Below are 20,103 nucleotides of genomic sequence, written 5' to 3' on the forward strand. Positions count from 1 at the left end.
GAGGTAGCGAGAGATGGATTATGTCATATATTTATTTTTGTTTTTAGTATGTTTTCAAAAAATATTTTGGCAATTCAAAATAAATTTTAATATTTAAAAAATATTGGTGATAAATGTCTAGTGGCATTCTCTCTTTCGTTACCCATTAAGAGCATCATTATTGAACTTGACCAGAAACTATCTCAAATGAAAAGTTCCTTTCGATTACAAGTTGTAGTTTTTATTTGGTAGTATTTTTCTAAAGAAAATTATTCATAATTTCCAATCCTTATTTTAAATTTTTACACCCTTTTTACTAATGAAGAAAATTTTAGGAATATCGGCATTTTATCATGATTCTGCTGCTGCAATTCTTGTAGATGGTGTGATAATCGCCGCAGCACAGGAAGAAAGATTTACCAGAAAAAAGCATACGCCGGACTTTCCAGTTAATGCTGTCAAATATTGTTTAGAGGAGTCTGGATTAACTATTGATGAATTAGATGCTGTGGTTTTTTACGATAAACCACTACTCAAATTTGAGAGGCTTTTGGAAACTTACTACGCTTTCGCCCCAAGAGGATTAAGACAATTTGTGGTTTCAATTCCTGTTTGGCTAAGGGAAAAAATGTTTTTAAAAAAATTGCTCTATGAAGGTTTAGAAGAGGTCGAAGGTTATGACAAAAAGAGTTTTAAGCTTTTGTTTCCTGAGCATCACCTTTCCCATGCTGCAAGTGCCTTTTATCCATCTTCTTTTCAGGAAGCAGCTATATTGACAATTGATGGGGTAGGAGAGTGGGCTACGGCAACTATTGGACATGGGAAAGGTAAAAGTATTGAAATAATAAAGGAAATGGATTTTCCTCATTCAGTCGGTCTGCTGTATTCTGCTTTCACATATTATTTAGGTTTCAGGGTTAATTCCGGTGAGTATAAGTTGATGGGGTTGGCCCCATATGGAAACCCTGAAGCCAAACAGACTCTTGAATTTATTGAATTGATAAAAAACAACATTGTTTCAATTAAAGACGATGGATCGATTTGGTTAAATCAGGATTATTTTAATTATGCCACTGGCTTGAAAATGATCAATGAGAAAAAGTGGGAGAAACTGTTTGGTTTTCCAACTGTCAAACCTGATGGAGAGGTATCCCAAATACATTGCAACCTTGCCAATGCTATACAAAAAGTTACAGAAGAAATTGTAATAAAAATGGCCCATGAAGCAAAACGACTTACAGGTTCTGACTATTTATGTATGGCAGGTGGTGTAGCTTTGAACTGCGTGGCAAATGGTAAATTAATCAAAGAAGGTATTTTTAAAGATATTTTTATTCAGCCTGCGGCAGGAGATGCGGGAGGTGCGCTTGGAGCTGCGCAGGCTGTTCATCATCTATATTATGACCAAGAAAGAATTATTGATCAAAGTATGGACCAAATGCGGGGGTCATATCTTGGTCCTGATTATTCAAGAAAAGAAATTGAAATTGCATTTAAGAAACATAAAGCAGTTTTTCATTATTTTGATGATTTTGATACGATATGCAAGCAGGCATCTGCGTATTTGGATGAAGGCAATGTTGTGGGGTGGTTTCAGGGCAGGATGGAATTTGGTCCGAGGGCATTGGGAAACAGAAGTATCTTAGGTGATGCAAGAAATCCTGAAATGCAGAAAAAATTGAATTTAAAAATCAAATACCGGGAGGGTTTCAGACCTTTTGCCCCTTCTGTACTAGCAGAGGACGTCGAAGAATACTTTGATCTAAAAGCAATATCTCCTTATATGCTACTGATAGCAGATGTCAATGAAAGCAGGAGAAAAAAATTACCTGATGATTATTTTGAAAGGGATCTTTGGGAAAGACTATATTTTGAAAGGAGTGATATCCAATCTGTAACACATCTTGATTATTCAGCAAGGGTCCAAACAGTTCATAAAGAAACCAACCCCAGGTATTGGGATTTAATCAATGCTTTCAAAGCAAAAACCGGGTATGGTTTGGTGGTAAATACAAGTTTTAATGTGCGTGGGGAACCTATAGTTTGTACGCCCGAAGATGCTTATAAGTGCTTCATGGCAACCGAAATGGATTATCTGGTTGTAGATAATTATATCCTGAAAAAAACTGAACAGCCTGATTGGGAAAACAGGGAAAAGTGGATAGGCAAATTTAAATTAGATTAACATTTGTGTTATGGCGGGTAAAATAAAAATCTGGTTTGGTAACATACTTATTTTAGTTGTTTCGTTGACAATTGCATTTTTGATCGGAGAAGGAGTCATTCGCCTTCTTTACAAAGACCAAATAACCCTTTTTCCTCGATATACGACAGACGCTCATTATGGTGAATTCAGTATTAGAAGAATGATCCCAAATTTAAAATTCAAGCATAGAAGTGTGGATGGCGTATTTCATTTTAAAACAAATAACAAGGGGTTTAGAAGTGATGAGGATATTGAATATGCAAAAAAGGCCAATGAATTAAGGGTCTTGGTAATTGGAGATTCTCATTCCTTCGGGGCAGAGGTAAATCAAGAGGAGTGTTATGCTGCGGTTACGCAATATTTATTAAGGGAAAATGGCTTAGACGTCACCGTAATAAATGCAGGTTTTGCTGGAAGTGGAACGGCAGAACATTTAGTGTTTTTAGAAAATGAAGGATATAAATACGATCCGGATTTTGTTGTTTTAGGATTTTATGCTAATGATTTTGCAGATAATGTCAGATCATCAATTTTTAAGATAAATAATGATTCTCTTATCCTGAATAACAAGACCTATTTACCTGGTGTAAAAATCCAAAATGTAATATACAAGTTTGGATTGGTTCGGTTTTTGGGCCAGAATTCGTATTTGTATGCCTATTTATACAACACGATTTGGGCGATGGTTAAGGAATCTTTTTCAAAAAAAGGTAAAGAAATAGCCGTCGAATATGCTGTTGCGATGGATGATGATTATTCCGATTATGAGCAAAAATTGGTAAGGAAACTTTTGGAAAGAATGTACAATTTTACCTCTGAACTTGCTATTCCTTTGATCATTTTAGATATTCCAAGGGTTGGCATACAATCTTCTGTCCCTGATAATCTTTTAGATACATTTAATAACAACAGTAATTATTTTATTTATTCTCAGGATTTATTGAAAGAATATAGTCAGATGAAATTGGCACATGTGCCCAATGGAAATAGGCATATTTCGGCAGAATCACATCAGCTCTTGGGAAATTTAGTTGTGGAATACATTTTAGCTAACCGATAACAAGAAAAAAGTACAAAGTATTAATAATTTAAACCGAATTTAAAAAGTAAATAATCTTATGGATATTTTAAAAGACTTATGGCTTTTCATGAAGGAAAGAAAAAAATTTTGGCTCGCACCAATCATTATTATTTTATTGCTTCTAGGTGTTTTGATTGTTTTTGGCGGCAGTAGTGCCTTGGCTCCATTTATTTATACATTGTTTTAATTTTGGTTATTGTTATGAAAAATAAAAAAGATTCTTCAGGCACGATTCTGGTTATTGTATTGGGATTTACCCTTTTGTATCTAGTGTTTGACAGTGTTTGGTTGCTTTATTTCGCTTTTGGAATCGGGGTCTTAGCAGTCGCCTCTACAAAAATAGGATTGCAAATTGAAAAATTTTGGTTTGGATTGGCGAAAATTTTGGGACATATTATTCCAACTGTTTTAATGGCGATAATATTTTATCTTTTTCTTTTTCCGATTGCGCTAGTTTCTAGGATGTTTAGTAATGATCCACTTTTGCTCTCTAATAAGTATAATAGTTTTTTTAAAACGGTAAATAGAAAATTTGTTAAAGGGGATTTTGAGAAGATATGGTGAGATGATTAATATTAGATCAATTAATGCTTTTTAAATATTGCTTTAAATCTCTAGTCTTCAAAAAACGATTATAAAAATAGGGTAGGTTCAAACGAACCTACCGCTTTTTGATTATTTGGTGTTTGCGACAACATAAAATTGGCCCCCTGATTTATTGTTCTTTTGATATCCAGTAGGTACCTTTCCCGATTACCCAGGTAAAAAAGTCAACAAATTCTGGTATTTGGATGGACAGGATTTCCATCAGGAATGTACATGCTTCAAGTCTATTATGGGTTTTTATATAAATCATACTGTCCGATATCGAGTGTAGTCTCACGCTTACGGGATTGCCTTCATGATTTCAGATAAATCCACAAATGTTTTAAGGATTTTAATAAGTCTAAAATACATGCGTAATTACTTTTTGTCAATTTGGAAACTAAAATTAAGATAAGTTATTTCATAAATACATAAAATGGAATGTTATAAGACGCCACATTCCCTTGACCATCATAGGCAAAAACAAAAATTCTATATGGACCTTCCTCTTTAGGTGATTTAAATTGAATTTTATTGTCTTCAACCTTCTGAATCAGATACTTCATATTGTAATAATTTAATTTAACATCAGTTTTATTTATCTCATCTATAAAATAGTTTTCCTCATGCCTAATTTCCCATTTGTATGTCAAGGCATCTCCTTCTGGGTCATCGACGGTAGCAACAGCAGTGTAGTCCTGATAGTTTGCCAAATAAACATTGTCACTCACCAAACCTTCCTTAGTTTCAATAAATAAATTTTCAACAATTGGTGCTAAGTTTTTTGTATTTTCTCCCGACCAGGCATATCTAAGGAAATTTACTGATTCGGTCTCAGATCCATCCGAAGAAAATAAACTAAACCAAGTATGGGTCGCTTCATGTTTAAAGCCCCAATAGAAGGCATAACTTCCCAAGAAAAAAACCGAATCATTATTCATTAAATTCCAATGCTTTTCCATTAATTCTCTTTTCGTTGAATTTTTTAGTTCTATTGGGGCCCCCCATTCAGAGTTTGGTATTGACCAGTGACCAGTAGGTCCCCATTCAGATATTATGTAGGCCTTACTCCATCCATTATTTTTATACATGGCATCATGAATATCTAGCGGCGATTTAAAAATATTGTAACCTAATATATCAATATTCGGGATTATTTTTTCGATTGATCCGATTTTCGTTTTTCCGGAGAGAAAATCCACAGCTGTCATAGTTGGATGATTGGGATCAACTTCTTTAACCATTTTTGCCACCTTATTTATTATGTACAATATCTCTAATCTACCCCCTCCGCCATATCTAGTTACTTCGTTTCCAACACCCCACATCAATAAAGCAGGGTGATCTTTATACTTTTCGATAAAAGGCCTTAATTCTTCAATTTTTTGATCAACTTCCCAAAATCTCCAGTAACTAAAATCTTTGCCCCAATGAGGTCTGCCAATTTCTAGCCCTAGGGTAACCGTCAATCCCAATTTATGGGCCTCATCTAATATGCGGTCTACATCATATAGGCTCCAGGTTCTAATTGAGTTCCCTCCATACATTGCAACCTTTTCTAGTTGGTCTGTTCCCCCTGCTCCTTTTATAAAATAGGGTTCACCATGTCTAAAAAGCTGTGCCCTTCCTTCCTCGTATCTTATTTCAACCGTTGGATTGAGGTTTTCCTGTTCATTTTTACCACAAGAAAAAACTAAAAACACACAGATTAAAATTTGAGATGTTTTTAAACTCTTTGAAATATGAAACATATAGTGTTATTTTGAAATTGATTTTCTCAAATTTAAATAATAAATTTTTATTTCATTATAAATTATTTCTTTATATAAAAAAATTTGTTTTTCAGATATGAAATAATGTATTTTAAACTTTTATTCACCCATTTAAATTGTTATGAGCCAAAAATTGCTGCTTGGTAAAGCTATTCTGATTCTTGGAATTCTTTCATTAGCCTTTTTCCTCTATGGATTTTTTACCGAGGTTGGTATTGGCCATCAAGTATTGTATTATTTACTTACCATTTCCTTATTTTTCAAATTATTAAAGATAGGATTTGAATGGTATCATTATGCCGGATTGCCAGAACCTCGGAATAATTCAGAAGTACCCAAACCGCCCATAAAACCTTACACGGTGGATATGCTCACTACCTTTTGTCCAGGTGAGCCATATAAAATGTTAGAAAATTCATTAAGGGCCTTGGTGGCGGTAAAATATCCACATATTACTTATCTCTGTGATGAAGGCGATGATGCTTTTGTAAAAAAACTATGTGCCGAACTTGGCGTAATTCACGTAACCCGTGATACCCATGAAAATGCCAAAGCAGGGAATATCAACAATGCGCTGAAACAAGCCACAGGTGAAATTTGTGTTATCCTTGATCCAGACCATGCACCTTATCCTGATTTTTTAGATTATGTGTTGCATCATTTCGATAATCCAGAAATTGGCTATGTGCAGGTAGTACAAGCCTATAGCAACCAAAGAGAGTCTTTGATTGCCCAAGGAGCTGCTGAACAAACCTACACTTTTTATGGGCCTTATATGCAGGCCATGGGAGAATATGGTACCGCCCAAGCAATTGGTGCAAATTGCACCTTTAGAAGGGTGGCACTTGATTCTATAGGTGGACATGCACCAGGACTTACTGAAGACATGCATACTTCCATGCTGCTTCATGCAAAAGGTTGGAAGTCCGTGTACGAACCGGTTATTCTGTCCCGTGGGCAGGTTCCAAGCAGCATTTCGGCATATTATAAACAACAAATCAAGTGGAGTAGGGGAACATTTGATTTATGGATAAATCTTTTTCCCAAGCTTTTCAGGAAATTCACATGGAGGCAAAAGCTTCATTATGGGTTATTGCCTGTTTATTATTTGTTTGGCCTGATTGGGGTAATTGATTTTATAGTGCCTGTTTATTCCTTGTTCACAGGTGAATATCCATGGTTAATGGATCCTATAGTGTTTTTTATTTTTTTTACACCTTTTTTCTTAATGAACTTAGTCTATAGGTATTTTGCACAAGGATGGCTAAATCATCGGGAGGAAATAGGAATACACTTAATGGGTGGAATATTGAGGGTAGGTACTTGGTGGATATTTATCATTGGTTTTGCCTACACCTTGTTAAATATTAAAGTCCCTTACATTCCTACCCCAAAAGAACATACCACTAAGAGAGAGTTTTTATTGGGTTTACCCAATCTTTTGGTGGCATTGATTTCGGTCATTGCAGTCGTTTATGGATTGTCACAAGATTGGCAACCCTACAGCATGCTAATGGCACTTTTTGCATCTCTCAATGCAGTGATTTTATTTTTTGCCTTTGCCATTGGACAATCTACTTGGGTGTACAGATCAAAAAGTTCAATGGACAAGTTTAGAGACTCTTTGGCCATTCAGAAAAAGAATCTATCCTATAATAAATTGAGCAGGATAGCATTTCATGTCGCCTTGGTAATCATGTTATTTGCCACTTCTTTTTTTATAATTAGTCCTTTTAAAATCGGAAGTGATAAATATCTTAATCCAAAAATAAAACCACCAATTGAAAAAAAGTTGGGTGGCTTTTATACGGGAATTTACCATCCCCATTTTGATATTGAATCGGATATTTCCATCATCCGTGATCTGGAGACCAAAGCTGGTCATCAATGGTCTATCATTTCTTCGTATGTTGCTTGGGGGGATGGCCTACTGCCTACGGAAAAATGGCAAAAAATTATCAACCATGGTGCCATACCCATGGTCACTTGGGAACCTTGGTCTGATCTTTTTGAAGCCTATGCAGAAGTAGAGGACCTAAGAAACAACCGTAAAATTTTCAAGTACATCACAGACGGATATTTTGATGCCTATATCGATCAAATGGCGGAGGCATTAAGAGACCTCAATTCACCTGTTTTTTTAAGATTTGGGCATGAAATGGAGAATCCCATGTATTCTTGGTCAAGAACGGGGGACAATACGCCGGAAGAATACGTGGAAGCTTGGAAATATGTACATCTCCGGTTTGAAAAGCTGGGCGCACATAATGTTTCATGGGTGTGGAGCCCATGGTCCACAGCTGGATTTGAGGCTTATTTCCCATATGGAAATGATGGTTCTTACACGCAATATGTTGACTGGATTGGTTTAACGGCCTTGAATTATGATTTGGCCGATGAAGAGCAAAAATCAAGGAGTTTTGATAAAATTTACTTACCATTTAAAGAACAAATCGAACAAAAAGGATTGAAACTACCGGTCATGTTAGCCGAGTTTGGTTCTACGTCTTACAGTGAAGATGGCAAAGTATGGGTTAAAGAATCCCTCAAAAAAATTAAAAGAAAGCATCCTGAAATTATGGCCACTGTGCTTTTCTACAGTGATTTTGACAAAAACTGGATCAATGATTGGCGTCCTGAAGATAATTCAGCTTATATCGATTGGACTTTCGATTTAAATAATTTTGGGAATTACTATAATGGTTTCAAATTATTTAGACAAAGGAATTATTTGGTTAAATCTGATACCCTGCCAAAGCATGGGATTGTCCCCAAAATGTTGAAAACCGAAAATGGCTCTCATCAGCTTTGGGTGGAAGGTCAGCCATTTTATATCAAAGGCATTTGTTACAATACAGGGCATGATTGGGAAGAAGGATTTAATCCCTTGTCAAGAAAACAATTGGAAACGGATTTACAATTGATCAAAGAAATGGGGGCAAATACCATTCGAAGGTACGAACCCGGCATCTATGATAAAAATATTCTAAGGGCAGCCGCGGAGCATGATTTGAAAGTAATGTTTGGTTTTTGGTTTGATCCAAAGGTGGATTATTCAAAGGATGGTAAAAAACTTAAAGCCTACGAAAAGAAAGTGCTGGCACAGGTCAGGCGATACAAAAATGATAAAAGTATCATTGCATGGAATATTGGGAATGAAACCTGGGGTTTGCTGAAAAAACACCATGCTCAGCCTTACCTGACAATGGTAAGAAGGAGTTACCTGGAATTTTTAAATGACTTGGCCTTGATGATCAAGCAGATTGATCCGGATAGACCTGTATTTTCTTCCGAGGAACATGACAACGAAAGATTAATCGGCGCTATCAGTCAGTATAGGGCTTATGCACCCCATATTGATGTAATAGGAATAAATTCCTATTATGAGGAAAATATCAGTAAACTGGATTCCATAATCGGGAAAATTTATCCCGGCAAACCTTATGCAATTACTGAATTCGGTCCGAAAGGTTACTGGAATAAAGAATTGGGTGATTATTGGAAAGATAGTTTATTGATCGAACTTTCTTCACTTAATAAAGCGGAGTATTATAAAAAACAGTGGGTAGAATATATTGATCAACACAAAGGTAAAAACCTTGGGGGAATGGCATTCAGTTGGATGGACCGCTATGAAGGAACTGCCACTTGGTTTGGGATTACCGATTATAAGGGCAGATTAAAGCCTTCTTATTATTATCTGCAGAGTGTTTGGCTGGATGAAAAACCAATAGTCAAGTCTTTTCCTGATATCTCGATTGTAGGACATTGGAATGCCCTCAACCCCGGAGAAAATATTTGGCTATCTGCTGCTATTACCAATGGATATACCGGGGATTTGGAGTATGAATGGTTAGTTTATGACCAAAATTGGAATCTTACCCGTCCAATTCTAGATACAAAATTAAATGGTAAATTTGTTGAAATAAAAGTTCCTTCTGAGTCCTCGAGGGTGTATCTCTATGCAAAGGATTCAAAAGGAAATTTGATTACTGCTTCTAGGCCATTACTAATAGCGAAATGATGATATTATAATTTGTTATCTTTTCAAGTAATAACTTCAGGTTAATTTAATGACTGTGGGCAATTTGTGCAAACTTTTATTTTGTATATCCCTACTGGCATCATTATGGTTATTAACAACCTAATGATGCTGTATGCTTCAAAACCCCAATGTGGTTTTATATGATAATTGATTTAATTTTAATAGTTTTAAGGCCTAGAATACATAATTAAAAATGAAATACAAAAATTAATATTTGAAATACATTTTTATAATAATAAAATTTGTACTTTTGGTTTATTGTTACAGTTTGGTCTAATAATCTATCCGCAAAATAATCAATTCAATACTATGAAAATTAAGAGAAACATTTTTTTTCTTTTCTGTATCGCCCTTTTGGCATTTAGCTGCATCTCAAATAAAAGAGTTGTCTACATGCAAAACTTACCTAAGGACGAATCCTTAGTCAAATTAGGGGATATGGTACCTGCAAAATTTGAGGAATACCTGTTACAATTTAATGACGTGATTGAAATCAACATCAAAACCTCAGATCCCCTCCTTAATTCAATGTTGGACATCAATGTGCTTGCCGCCAATAGTAATAGAATGATGATGGGCGGGGGTATCATGTCAGGAGGAGATATTTTCTATTTAAGTGGATACACTTTAGATGATAACGGGTTTGTGGACATGCCTGTGCTAGGAAGATTGAAGCTGGTGGGTATGAATTTGGAAACCGCAAAAGTTACTATAGAAAATGAGCTCAAAAAGTATGTTCGAGATGATGATTATTTTGTAAGAGTTCGATTGGGAGGAATCAGATTTAGTGCTCTAGGTGAATTTGCTCGTCCGGGTAAGTATACTGTCTTGCAGAATAGAGTAACCATTTTTGAAGCCATAGCCACTGCAGGTGATCTAACAGTTGTAGCTAAAAGAGACAATATTATGTTAATCAGACAATACCCTGAGGGGTCAAAAGCTCATAGGATAAATCTCAACAATAAACAGATCATGAGTTCTGAGTTTTATTTTGTAAGACCCAATGATATGATTTATGCTGAACCTATGAAAGTGAGAGAACTCGGTACGGGTACTACACTTTTGCAAACCATTCAAGTCCTTGCAAGCCTTGCAACCTTGGCTCTATTGGTTTATAACACAACAAATTGAAATTAATTAACCATGAAAGATTCTCATTTGAATATGGAAAATAATTTTAAACCCGGTGACCAAGGTCTGGCCTTTGATCCAATCAAATTCTTTTTAAAATACATCAAATATTTACCTTATATTATTTTATCGATAATAATCTCATTGGCAATAGGCTATTTTGTTAATAAATCCACACCACCTGTTTACCAAGCAAACAGTAAATTTTACATCAATCAAGAAGTTGGCAATAATGGGGTATTAAACTTAACCGGTCTATCCAAGGTTGTAGTTTCGGGAGGCATTGACCAAGAAATGGCCAATCAATCTGTGTTTCTTAAATCTCGATCGGTTGCATCGAAAGCATTGGAAAAATTAGATTTTGAGGTTGACTATTTTCAACCTAGTTTTTTCATAGACAATGAATTGTATAAAAGTTCTCCAATAGTTGCCCAAGTGGATTGGGAACATGCCCAGCTTACAGGAGGAAAAATAAAAATAGCATGGACTGATACTGAAAACTTTACCTTAAGTTTACCCGATGAGATATATAAAAAAAATATTAAAGGTTCCCAAAGTGAAGAATTGATTTTTGAAACACCGCAAATCTTCAAGTTTAAATTCGGAGAAGATATTGAATTGCCTTTTTTAAAACTCAGAATTTCTCTTGTTAAAAATTTACCTGAAGGTGAAATACTGATTAATTTGAATACTAAAAATACTCTTGTTTCAAAATATTCAGGGGATATGGTGCAGATTTTTCCCTATGATAATTTAGCCTCTGTATTAGGTTTGACCATAAATACCTCACATCCGCAAAAGGGAGCGGATTACTTAGATGCATTAATGGAAGTTTATCTTCAACTGGAACTGGAGGAAAAGAATAGGATTGCAAAAAATACAGTTGAGTTCATTGATAGCCAGATTTCGGGAGTTTCTGATTCTCTGAGCTTTTTTGAGTCCAATTTAGAAACATTTAGAAGCGGAAATAAAACTTATAATATTGAAATGGAAAGTAGTACTGTTTATCAGGAACTGACCCGATTGGAAAGTGAGCTTTCTCAGGAAAAATTTAACAAGGACTATTTTGAAAACTTAAAGAATTATTTGGCGAGAGAAAATTACGACCAGATTATAGCCCCCTCTGCATTAGGAATTCAGGATGGAAATTTAAATAGCCTTATTAATAGTTTGATTACCCTGCAACAAGAGCGATCAAATATACTTTATACGCAAACTGAGGCTTCACCTAGGGTGAGGGAAGTTAACAGAAAAATCCAAGACACAAGTGGATCTTTAGGTGAGGTTTTGAGAAGTTTGTCGAACAACACCCAGTTCCGAATCAATGAATTGGAAAGTAGGATTGCCAGAAGTGAAAATCAATTTAGAAGATTACCCTCTACGGAACAAGACCTTATTAAATTGCAAAGAGGTAGAGAATTGAATGAAACAATCATCACGTTTTTGCAGCAACGAAGGGCAGAGGCTGCCATTTCGATGGCATCAAGTTCTTCAAGCAATAAAATTGTGGAATATGCGCAAGCAAATAATAATCCCATAACTGTAAAACATACTGCTATATATTTAATATTCTTTGGTCTGGGATTTATTTTTCCAGTTGTAATCATCGGCATTGTTCTGGTATTAGATAATCGGATCAAAGATCCCAAAGAGTTGGAAGGGATGCTTGCTATGCCTTTGTTGGCTAAAATCCCCCAGAATACCACGCAAATAGTCTTAGCAGTATTAAAAGAACCACGCTCAGCAATTGCAGAATCTTTCCGGGCCTTGAAAACCAATATCTCTTTTGTGGTACCTCTGGACAGACAATTGACTATTGCAGTTTCTTCCACATTGTCTGGGGAAGGAAAAACTTTTACTGCGATAAATTTGGCTTCTATTTACGCTGTAAATAAGAAGAAGACCATATTGGTGAGTTGTGATATGTTCAAACCGTCAACCTTTAAGGAATTTGATTTGAAAGGCAAAGTTGGACTATCCAATTACTTGAGTAAACAAGTGGATTCTGTATTTGATATTATCCAAAATACAACCTATCCTGATTTTGATATATTGACTTCAGGTGGTATTCCACCCAACCCTTCTGATTTGTTGGCTTCTGAAAGATTTATTTCTTTATTGAATCAATTAAAAAAGATATATGATGTAATTATTCTTGATACTCCCCCTGTTGGATTGATCAGTCAATCTTTTGAAGTGATCAAACATGTTGACCTGATTTCCTTTGTTTTAAGATATAATTATAGTGAGAAATCATTTATTGAGGAGATCAACGCTATAAAATATAAAAAGGGTTTGCAAAATATTTATGCCATTCTAAATGATGTTCCTTCTAAGGAACTTACTTACAGAGGATATAATTATGGCTATTATGAAGAATCAAAAAGAGAAAGAAAAGGGTTAAAAGGGATATTTGGCAGCAATAAAGCTGCCGTATAATAAATTTATTATACAACAAAACTATAATGAAGGGTTTTTTTCTATTGGTTGAATTTGCATTGCCAATTTTGACAATTTATTTGATTGTCAAAAAGCAATCCCTAATTATTATTTATGTTCCATTTATATTGTTTAGTTACCACATTATTGAAACAAGGCTTCCAGGTTTTTTCCATTTCTTAATTGTAGCAGGGATATTGTTCTACGTAGTGATTTATAATTTACCCTTTGTCAAACAGAACCCTTTTTCTATCTTAATTTTTCTATATTTTCTTTTTTTATTGAAGAATATTGAAGTAGATTTCAAAACTATCAGACCATATTTTATTAATGTGACATGGTTGTTTTTAGGAGTTGCCTTAATACCATATATTTTTAAAAGATATTCTCGTGAAAAGGTCTTTTATGAACTTAGTACAGCGGCATTTTTAGTTATGTTAATTTTTAGTATAAACACAGGACTATCTACAATCTTTAAATATAATCCCCGTGCTATTTATGGAATAACGTCTGGAATACTTTTTGGTAATGTTTCAAATGATTATTATAATATTTTTCCCTTAGCTTTATTTTTAATTCTTAGAAGAGGAATCCGGGATAAAAATGTTCTATACTTAGGAGTTTATTTTGTGAGTGTATTTTTGGTTTTACTAACCTTAAGGCGGACTGTAATGGTCTTATCACTGATAGGGACAATTTTGGTGATGGTAGAATTATTGGATTTTCAAAAAATCAAGCAATTCTTGTTATATAGTTTTATTACACTGATAATTACTGTTGTCGTGATTTCAAATACCAGTTTTCTACCCCAACTACTCGAAAGGTATGAAAGTCGAGATTTAGATAATAGAGAGCTGGAAGGTGAAGGAAGGTTAATGGAATTAGACATAATTTATAAAGACCTGTTTGTTTATTATGATTATGATCCATGGTTTGGTTATCGCTTAGATGATTCCAAAGGTAATTATGGGAAAAGAATTTTTGGGGAAAGGTCTTTGCATACGGATTTTGCTAATTTGATACATGCATCTGGAATCCTTGGCTTGTTTTTGTATTTGATGATGATATTGATTGCATTTTATTCTGTATGGAGACGGATATTAACCAAAGATGAATTTTTTCAATTTTGGTTTATAGTACTTTGTTTTGGACTATATTTTTTCACCGGGCGATATACGACAGCCAATGCCATGTTGATGATGTTTGCAATCTTGTTTTTACCTTTCGCAAAATCAGATTCAAATTCACCTATAATAAAAAACAATCACCAATAATAATCCAAGATGCGATCATTTAAAGGTATAAATAGTTAAATTTATGTTTAAGTTTTTCTTCTTGCAACATAGCAACATAGAAATAATTGTAGAAAATGGTGTTCCACGGGGAGGATCTGTGGTAGAAACGCTTGTTTGGATGAAAGCCTTGCACGGATTAGCTCATGAGGTGTTTCAGGCCAAGTTAGAAGATGATGATCGTCCTTTAATGCCTGAATTTGAATGGGTGAAACCTGTAAAAATTTATCATTCCCAAAAATACTCTAAATTTGGACTAAGGTATTTTTACCGTCTCCCCAAACTGTTTTTAGCCTTACAAAAAACAAAATGTAATTACCTATATACCTCAATTCCTAGTCCATTTTCATTTTATGTTTCTTTGATCTGTAAAGCTATAGGTGTCAAGCATATCATTAGGATAGCCAATGATAAAAATGTAGACCTTTCTCTGGACAAATCTTTATCACCTTTTGATAAATTCTTGGTTGGAATGTCATATAGGCTGGCTGATTTTATTGTGACTCAAAATGAATTTCAATATCAAGGCATAAAATCGCAGTTTCATGGTAAAAAAGTTTTTAAATTATTTAATCCGATAGTGTTAGATTATGATTATTTGCACCCTAGAAAGGAAGCAACTGGTTATATAGCTTGGGTGGCAAATTTTAGGCATCAAAAAAACCTCAAACTACTCTATGAGATTTCCTTAATTTGTAAAAATGAAATGTTTAAAATTGCTGGAATCCCATTGATTCCGATGGATGAAGAGACTGAAATTTATGTAGAAAAATTGAAAACACTTTCAAATGTTGAATTTGTAGGTCAGGTTTCCCAAAGTGGTATGTTAGAATTTATGAAAATGGCAAAGATTTTGCTGAGCACCTCCCGATATGAAGGTTTTAGCAACACTTTTTTAGAAGCCATGACGGTAGGAATGCCGATTTTCAGTACGGATACTGTCAATCCTGATGGTATTATTGACAAATTTGATTTAGGAATACTTTACAAGGACGCAAAAGATTTCAAGTCTAAATTAGACGCGATGGAATTATCAGAATTTCAAATAATGTCACAAAATACTGTGGATTATGTCACCAAAAACCATGACCATTTAATGATTGGAAGAAATTTTTTGGGCTATCTCACTGCAAGTAACTTACCTTAAGATTAAATTAAAATCTCCAAAATTATGAAAGTTTTATTTCCATATACAGGCGATACAATTGGTGGTAGTCATTGGTCTTCTCTTGGATTAATCAAAGGATTAAAAGAGAAAGGAGTTGATGTAAGTGTTATAATGCATCAGGAAAATAAAAAGCTTGAATCAATGATTTTAACTTCTACGGGAGAAAAACCCGTTATTTTTCCATTAAATAATATCTTAAAGATAAATCATAAAAAAAATCTCTTTTTTTTCATGATTTTTGAAATGCCTAGACTAATTAAATATGTAAAATCTAGCCAAGTTTGTATAATCCATAGTAATGACAATAGGATTCATATTGGATGGACTCTTGTGGCAAAAATTTCAAAAGTCAGGCACGTTTTCCATTTAAGAAATTCAAGATTGCCTTTTTTTGGATATTTGTCTTTTCTTAAGAAATTCCCCAGTGCATACGTATATTTGTCAGAATTTAACGGGAAACCTTTGGAAAATTTTAAAAATATAAAAATTAAAATTCCAAACCCCATCGTCGTATCAGAACATACAAATAGAAAAAAACTTACTGAAATTATTAACTTAGGATTTATAGGTAACTTGGAGAAACGGAAAAGGTTTGATTTATTTTTAGAAATCTGTGATATTTTAAATAAAAATGATCGCTACAAATTTAAGTTTAATGTTTTTGGAAATACCTTAGATTTTCCAATAAACTCCATTCTAAAGAAATTTCCTAATTTGAATTTTTTTGGATTTGTTCCTGATGTCGATCTCGTTTATTCTCAAATTGATATTCTAATCTGCCCATCTGATAATGAACCCTTAGGTAGGACTATCTTGGAAGCTATGTCTAAAAAAATACCAGTTATTGCCTCAACTTCAGGTGGAAATATGGAGTTACTATCCGAAGGAAAGGGATTTTTAGTCGCTCACCAAGATCCTAAAGATTATGTATTAAAAATAGAGATGCTTTTGAATAACTGGGAATTTGTTGAAAAAGAGTTAAATAAAGCTTTTGATTTTGTACAGAAGAATTATTCTTTAGAAGAAAGTTCATCCAAGATCATAAGTTTATACAACCAGCTTTTAGTTAATAATATAAATTCAAAACAAAATGGATTTAAGATTTTTTAATTATAAAGTATTTTTATTTATAAACCACAATTGATAATGTAATTTACGATAAGATGTTTAAAAAGAGGCTACCAAATTTTCTATTTTTTTACACCTACTTGGGTAATAAAATGCTTATTGCTTTGTTTCTTAGTTTTTCAGTCGGCCTATTGGATGGATTAGGGCTAGCGATGTTTATTCCTTTGCTTCAAATGGTAGGGGGGACTTCAGGCAGCAGTTCAGAAAAGGTCGTGTCCGAAGGGATGGGTAATTTTGATGTGTTTTTGAATTTCCTCACTTCTATTGGTATACCTTTAAATTTGGTATCAGTTATGTTAATTATCTTGTTTTTTTTCCTTATGAAAGGTATAGCCAAATTTTGTGAATCCTATTACAACGTGGTTCTTACAACTAATTTTGTTAAAAGAATCAGGATCGAAGCTGTAAACAGCATTAGTAGCATCAATTATGGGTATTTTATATCGCTCGATTCGGGCCGAATTCAGAATACACTGAGTGGAGAAATTGAAAGACTTCAACAAGCCTTTAGGTATTATTCATCATCTGTCCAATCGATCATTTCGGTTTTGGTCTATATGGCACTTGCCTTTCTCACTAACCCCCAATTTGCCCTTTTTGTTGCTATTGGGGGAGGCCTGTCCAATTTACTTTACACAAAATTATATACTAAAACAAAAGATACATCTAAAAAAATCACCAATGCAAACCATGTATTTCATGGTTTGATGATGCAGCAAGTTCATAATTTTAAGTATTTAAGAGCTACAGGTCAGGTAGATGCCTTTAGCCTTCGGTTAAAGAAAACTATAACAAGCCTAGCGATTAATTTTAGGAAAATTGGCTTTTTTAATTCTGTCCTTTTATCTACCAAGGAACCTCTTTCTATCACTGTTGTAGTAGTTGTTATCTTAGTGCAAGTTTCCTATTTTAAGTCAGATTTAGGACCGATTATTTTGAGCTTGATGTTTTTCTACCGGTCATTAAATCAACTAATTAATTATCAAAATAGCTGGAATGGATTTTTGAACTATTCAGGTTCATTAAATAATTTTAAGGAATTTGTTGAGGAATTAAAAGCCAACAAATTGGATTATAATGTTGGTGAAAGGATTTCAAACATAGAATCTATTGAATTGGAGAATGTTTCATTTTCTTATGACCACCGAAAATTTCTCCAACAAATTAACCTTGTGATTGAAAAAAATAAAACTGTTGCATTTGTAGGGGAAAGTGGTAGTGGAAAGACAACACTTACAAATATTTTAACAGGCTTACTTTTTGCTGATTCTGGAACACTTTTGGTAAATGGAATGGATATTAAAAATAGTAACTTGAATAATTTTCAGGCAAGGATTGGGTATATTACCCAAGAACCTGTAATTTTTAGTGACTCATTGTTTAACAATATTACTTTTTGGTCAGAGAAAACTCCTAAAAATTTCGAAAAATTTAAGGAGTCTGTTAACCTTGCCTCTTTAACCAGTTTTTTGGATGGCCTTGAAAAAGGGGAAGATACACCCTTGGGGAACAACGGGATAATGGTTTCGGGTGGCCAAAAACAAAGAATTGCCATCGCTAGAGAAATTTATAAAGATGTAGATTTATTGGTGATGGACGAAGCAACCTCAGCATTAGACACCGCAACAGAAAAGGAGATTCAGGAATCATTCGAAAAATTAAAAGGTAAATTTACGTTGATAATCATTGCCCATAGACTTTCTACAATTAAATCAGCAGACACAATTTATTTTCTTAATAAGGGTCAGATAGAATATTCAGGGGATTTTTACAGTTTACAAAATGAATCTAGAGAATTTAAAAATATGGTTGAGCTTCAAGGTGTAAGCTAAAACTAAAGTGTATTATTCTATCAATTAAGGACAAAAACTTATACTGATAAAGTGTATGATTATTAATTATTTATACTATGGGAAATATAGACAAAGTTTTCATTGAGCCTTCGAGTAAGGTATTATTTTCAACTTTCTACATTCAGGGTATTATTGATGAATTTGGTAAACAGCATGTTTCATTTTCAAATAAATATTTTAAGGAACTTGATAGAACTAAAGGAGCATTTAATTGCTATTTGGCACTTGTAGTTGTTTCACCAAACAAAATTTCTAAACGCATAATTATTGATTTTCAAGATAAATCTGTTGTTGTAGAAGAAGCATACAAATGGGCTGATATTTATGCAAAAATAAATATCAATGATAAGTTGGTAAAAAGTGATTTAGAGAAAAAAATGGTAAGTATCCCACCTGGCTTCGGGATTAAATTATGGGATAAACCTAATGCTATCTATCATAGTTTGACAAATTTTATAAAGTCCAGGTCGGCAACTCATCTTTCTTGGAAACGTTTTTTCTTGAATTACCGTTCTCAAAATCTGCGCGGAAGTTTGAATGATTATCTTACACCCAAACATGAAAACGAAATTTCCGATACAAAGCCTTATATATTTTTAATCGGAAGATTATGGAATAGTTTCAATAGCATTGAACAGACTAATTTAATGAGAAAAAAATTCATTGAAGCTTGTCTAAATGGGGATTACAATTTTGAAGGGGGGTTTTTGGCGAAGAAGCATCATCCCGAATATGAAGAATATAAGCACCTTTGTTTTTTGAAACCTTATTCTACAATCGAATATATAAACAAAACAAAAGCATCCGCCATTGTTTTCAATACTCCTACGGTACATAATTGTCATGGTTGGAAATTGGGAGAATTTTTAGCAATGGGGAAAGCCATTATTTCAATGCCACTATCCAACATATTGCCTGAAGATCTTGTACATGGAAAAAATATACATTTTATTTCATCCATCGATGAGGTTGAATCAGCTGTTCACCATTTATTAGAGGATCCGGAATATAGAGCAAAGCTGGAAAAAGGAGCTAAAGAGTACTACGAAAAATTTGTTGCACCTAACAAAGTTATCCAAAGGATTTTCCATAGTCTAACAGGTGAGGCTTAATGCAATAATCCTTCAAAACAGACTCAAAGAACTGCAGTACGTTCAGACTTTCTTAGGGCTTCTTGGAAAATTCCTTCAGTAAAAGTGGAGTAAGGTAAATATTTCACCTTACTCCTTTTTTATCCTTTAATTCTGAAAAGGGGATATAATGGTTAAAAATAGTTGGTAAAACACCTTTTAACAATCTGATTTTAAATTAATTACGAACACCTTATTGAAACCGGTTTCAATAAGGTTTTTTTGTTTCATGAAAATTTCCTAAAAAGTGGTGTTGGGCTTGTGGTTTTCTTGACTTAATCAAGTGGGGAAAAC

General features: G+C 33.9%; 13 protein-coding genes. 12 read left to right on the forward strand and 1 reads right to left on the reverse strand.

What is annotated here, in order from left to right; all coding sequences use genetic code 11:
• The first annotated feature begins 298 nt into the window (after positions 1–298).
• The 4 genes from M3O96_RS16855 to M3O96_RS16870 are packed head-to-tail and all read left to right on the forward strand — an operon-like array spanning position 299 to position 3,830.
• Positions 299–2,164, forward strand: coding sequence for a carbamoyltransferase family protein (locus M3O96_RS16855; protein WP_249722486.1), 1,866 nt, complete (start codon positions 299–301; stop codon positions 2,162–2,164).
• A gap of 10 nt (positions 2,165–2,174) precedes the next feature.
• Positions 2,175–3,245 carry an SGNH/GDSL hydrolase family protein gene (locus M3O96_RS16860; protein WP_249722488.1) on the forward strand — a complete coding sequence of 357 codons (1,071 nt, stop codon included), beginning with the start codon at positions 2,175–2,177 and terminating at the stop codon, positions 3,243–3,245.
• Between the two features lie 58 nt (positions 3,246–3,303).
• A complete protein-coding gene (locus M3O96_RS16865) occupies positions 3,304–3,453 on the forward strand; it encodes a DUF5989 family protein (protein WP_283774021.1) in 150 nt (49 codons plus the stop codon).
• Positions 3,454–3,467: 14 nt separating this feature from the next.
• On the forward strand, positions 3,468–3,830 hold the full coding sequence (locus M3O96_RS16870; RefSeq protein ID WP_249722489.1) for a hypothetical protein: 363 nt from the start codon (positions 3,468–3,470) through the stop codon (positions 3,828–3,830).
• Between the two features lie 437 nt (positions 3,831–4,267).
• On the opposite strand, the gene M3O96_RS16875 is transcribed toward M3O96_RS16870, so the two are convergent.
• The gene (locus M3O96_RS16875) at positions 4,268–5,602 is read right to left on the reverse strand and encodes a glycoside hydrolase family 2 TIM barrel-domain containing protein (RefSeq protein WP_249722491.1); all 1,335 of its coding nucleotides are present in this window, start codon (positions 5,600–5,602) and stop codon (positions 4,268–4,270) included.
• 142 nt (positions 5,603–5,744) lie between these two features.
• Between M3O96_RS16875 and M3O96_RS16880 the strand changes: the two genes are divergently transcribed.
• The 8 genes from M3O96_RS16880 (at position 5,745) to M3O96_RS16915 (ending at position 19,791) form a co-directional block, all read left to right on the forward strand.
• A complete protein-coding gene (locus M3O96_RS16880; RefSeq protein WP_249722493.1) occupies positions 5,745–9,647 on the forward strand; it encodes a glycosyltransferase in 3,903 nt (1,300 codons plus the stop codon).
• Between the two features lie 330 nt (positions 9,648–9,977).
• Complete coding sequence (locus M3O96_RS16885) at positions 9,978–10,799, forward strand: polysaccharide biosynthesis/export family protein (protein ID WP_249722495.1); 822 nt, start codon at positions 9,978–9,980, stop codon at positions 10,797–10,799.
• A gap of 12 nt (positions 10,800–10,811) precedes the next feature.
• Entirely contained in the window at positions 10,812–13,238 is a 2,427-nt protein-coding gene (locus M3O96_RS16890; protein ID WP_249722497.1) for a tyrosine-protein kinase family protein, read from the forward strand.
• A 26-nt stretch (positions 13,239–13,264) separates the two neighbouring features.
• Positions 13,265–14,512, forward strand: a complete 1,248-nt coding sequence (locus tag M3O96_RS16895) for an O-antigen ligase family protein (RefSeq protein WP_249722498.1) — start codon at positions 13,265–13,267, stop codon at positions 14,510–14,512.
• 43 nt (positions 14,513–14,555) lie between these two features.
• Entirely contained in the window at positions 14,556–15,677 is a 1,122-nt protein-coding gene (locus M3O96_RS16900; protein ID WP_249722499.1) for a glycosyltransferase, read from the forward strand.
• Positions 15,678–15,701: 24 nt separating this feature from the next.
• On the forward strand, positions 15,702–16,808 hold the full coding sequence (locus tag M3O96_RS16905) for a glycosyltransferase family 4 protein (protein ID WP_249722500.1): 1,107 nt from the start codon (positions 15,702–15,704) through the stop codon (positions 16,806–16,808).
• Positions 16,809–16,861: 53 nt separating this feature from the next.
• Positions 16,862–18,658 (forward strand): ABC transporter ATP-binding protein, encoded by a 1,797-nt coding sequence (locus M3O96_RS16910; RefSeq protein ID WP_249722501.1) that lies wholly within the window; start codon positions 16,862–16,864, stop codon positions 18,656–18,658.
• A gap of 77 nt (positions 18,659–18,735) precedes the next feature.
• Positions 18,736–19,791: a glycosyltransferase gene (locus M3O96_RS16915; RefSeq protein ID WP_249722502.1), complete on the forward strand. Its 1,056-nt coding sequence runs from the start codon at positions 18,736–18,738 to the stop codon at positions 19,789–19,791.
• Positions 19,792–20,103 lie beyond the last annotated feature (312 nt).

Source organism: Aquiflexum sp. TKW24L, from assembly GCF_023502205.1.
Lineage (GTDB): Bacteria > Bacteroidota > Bacteroidia > Cytophagales > Cyclobacteriaceae > Cognataquiflexum.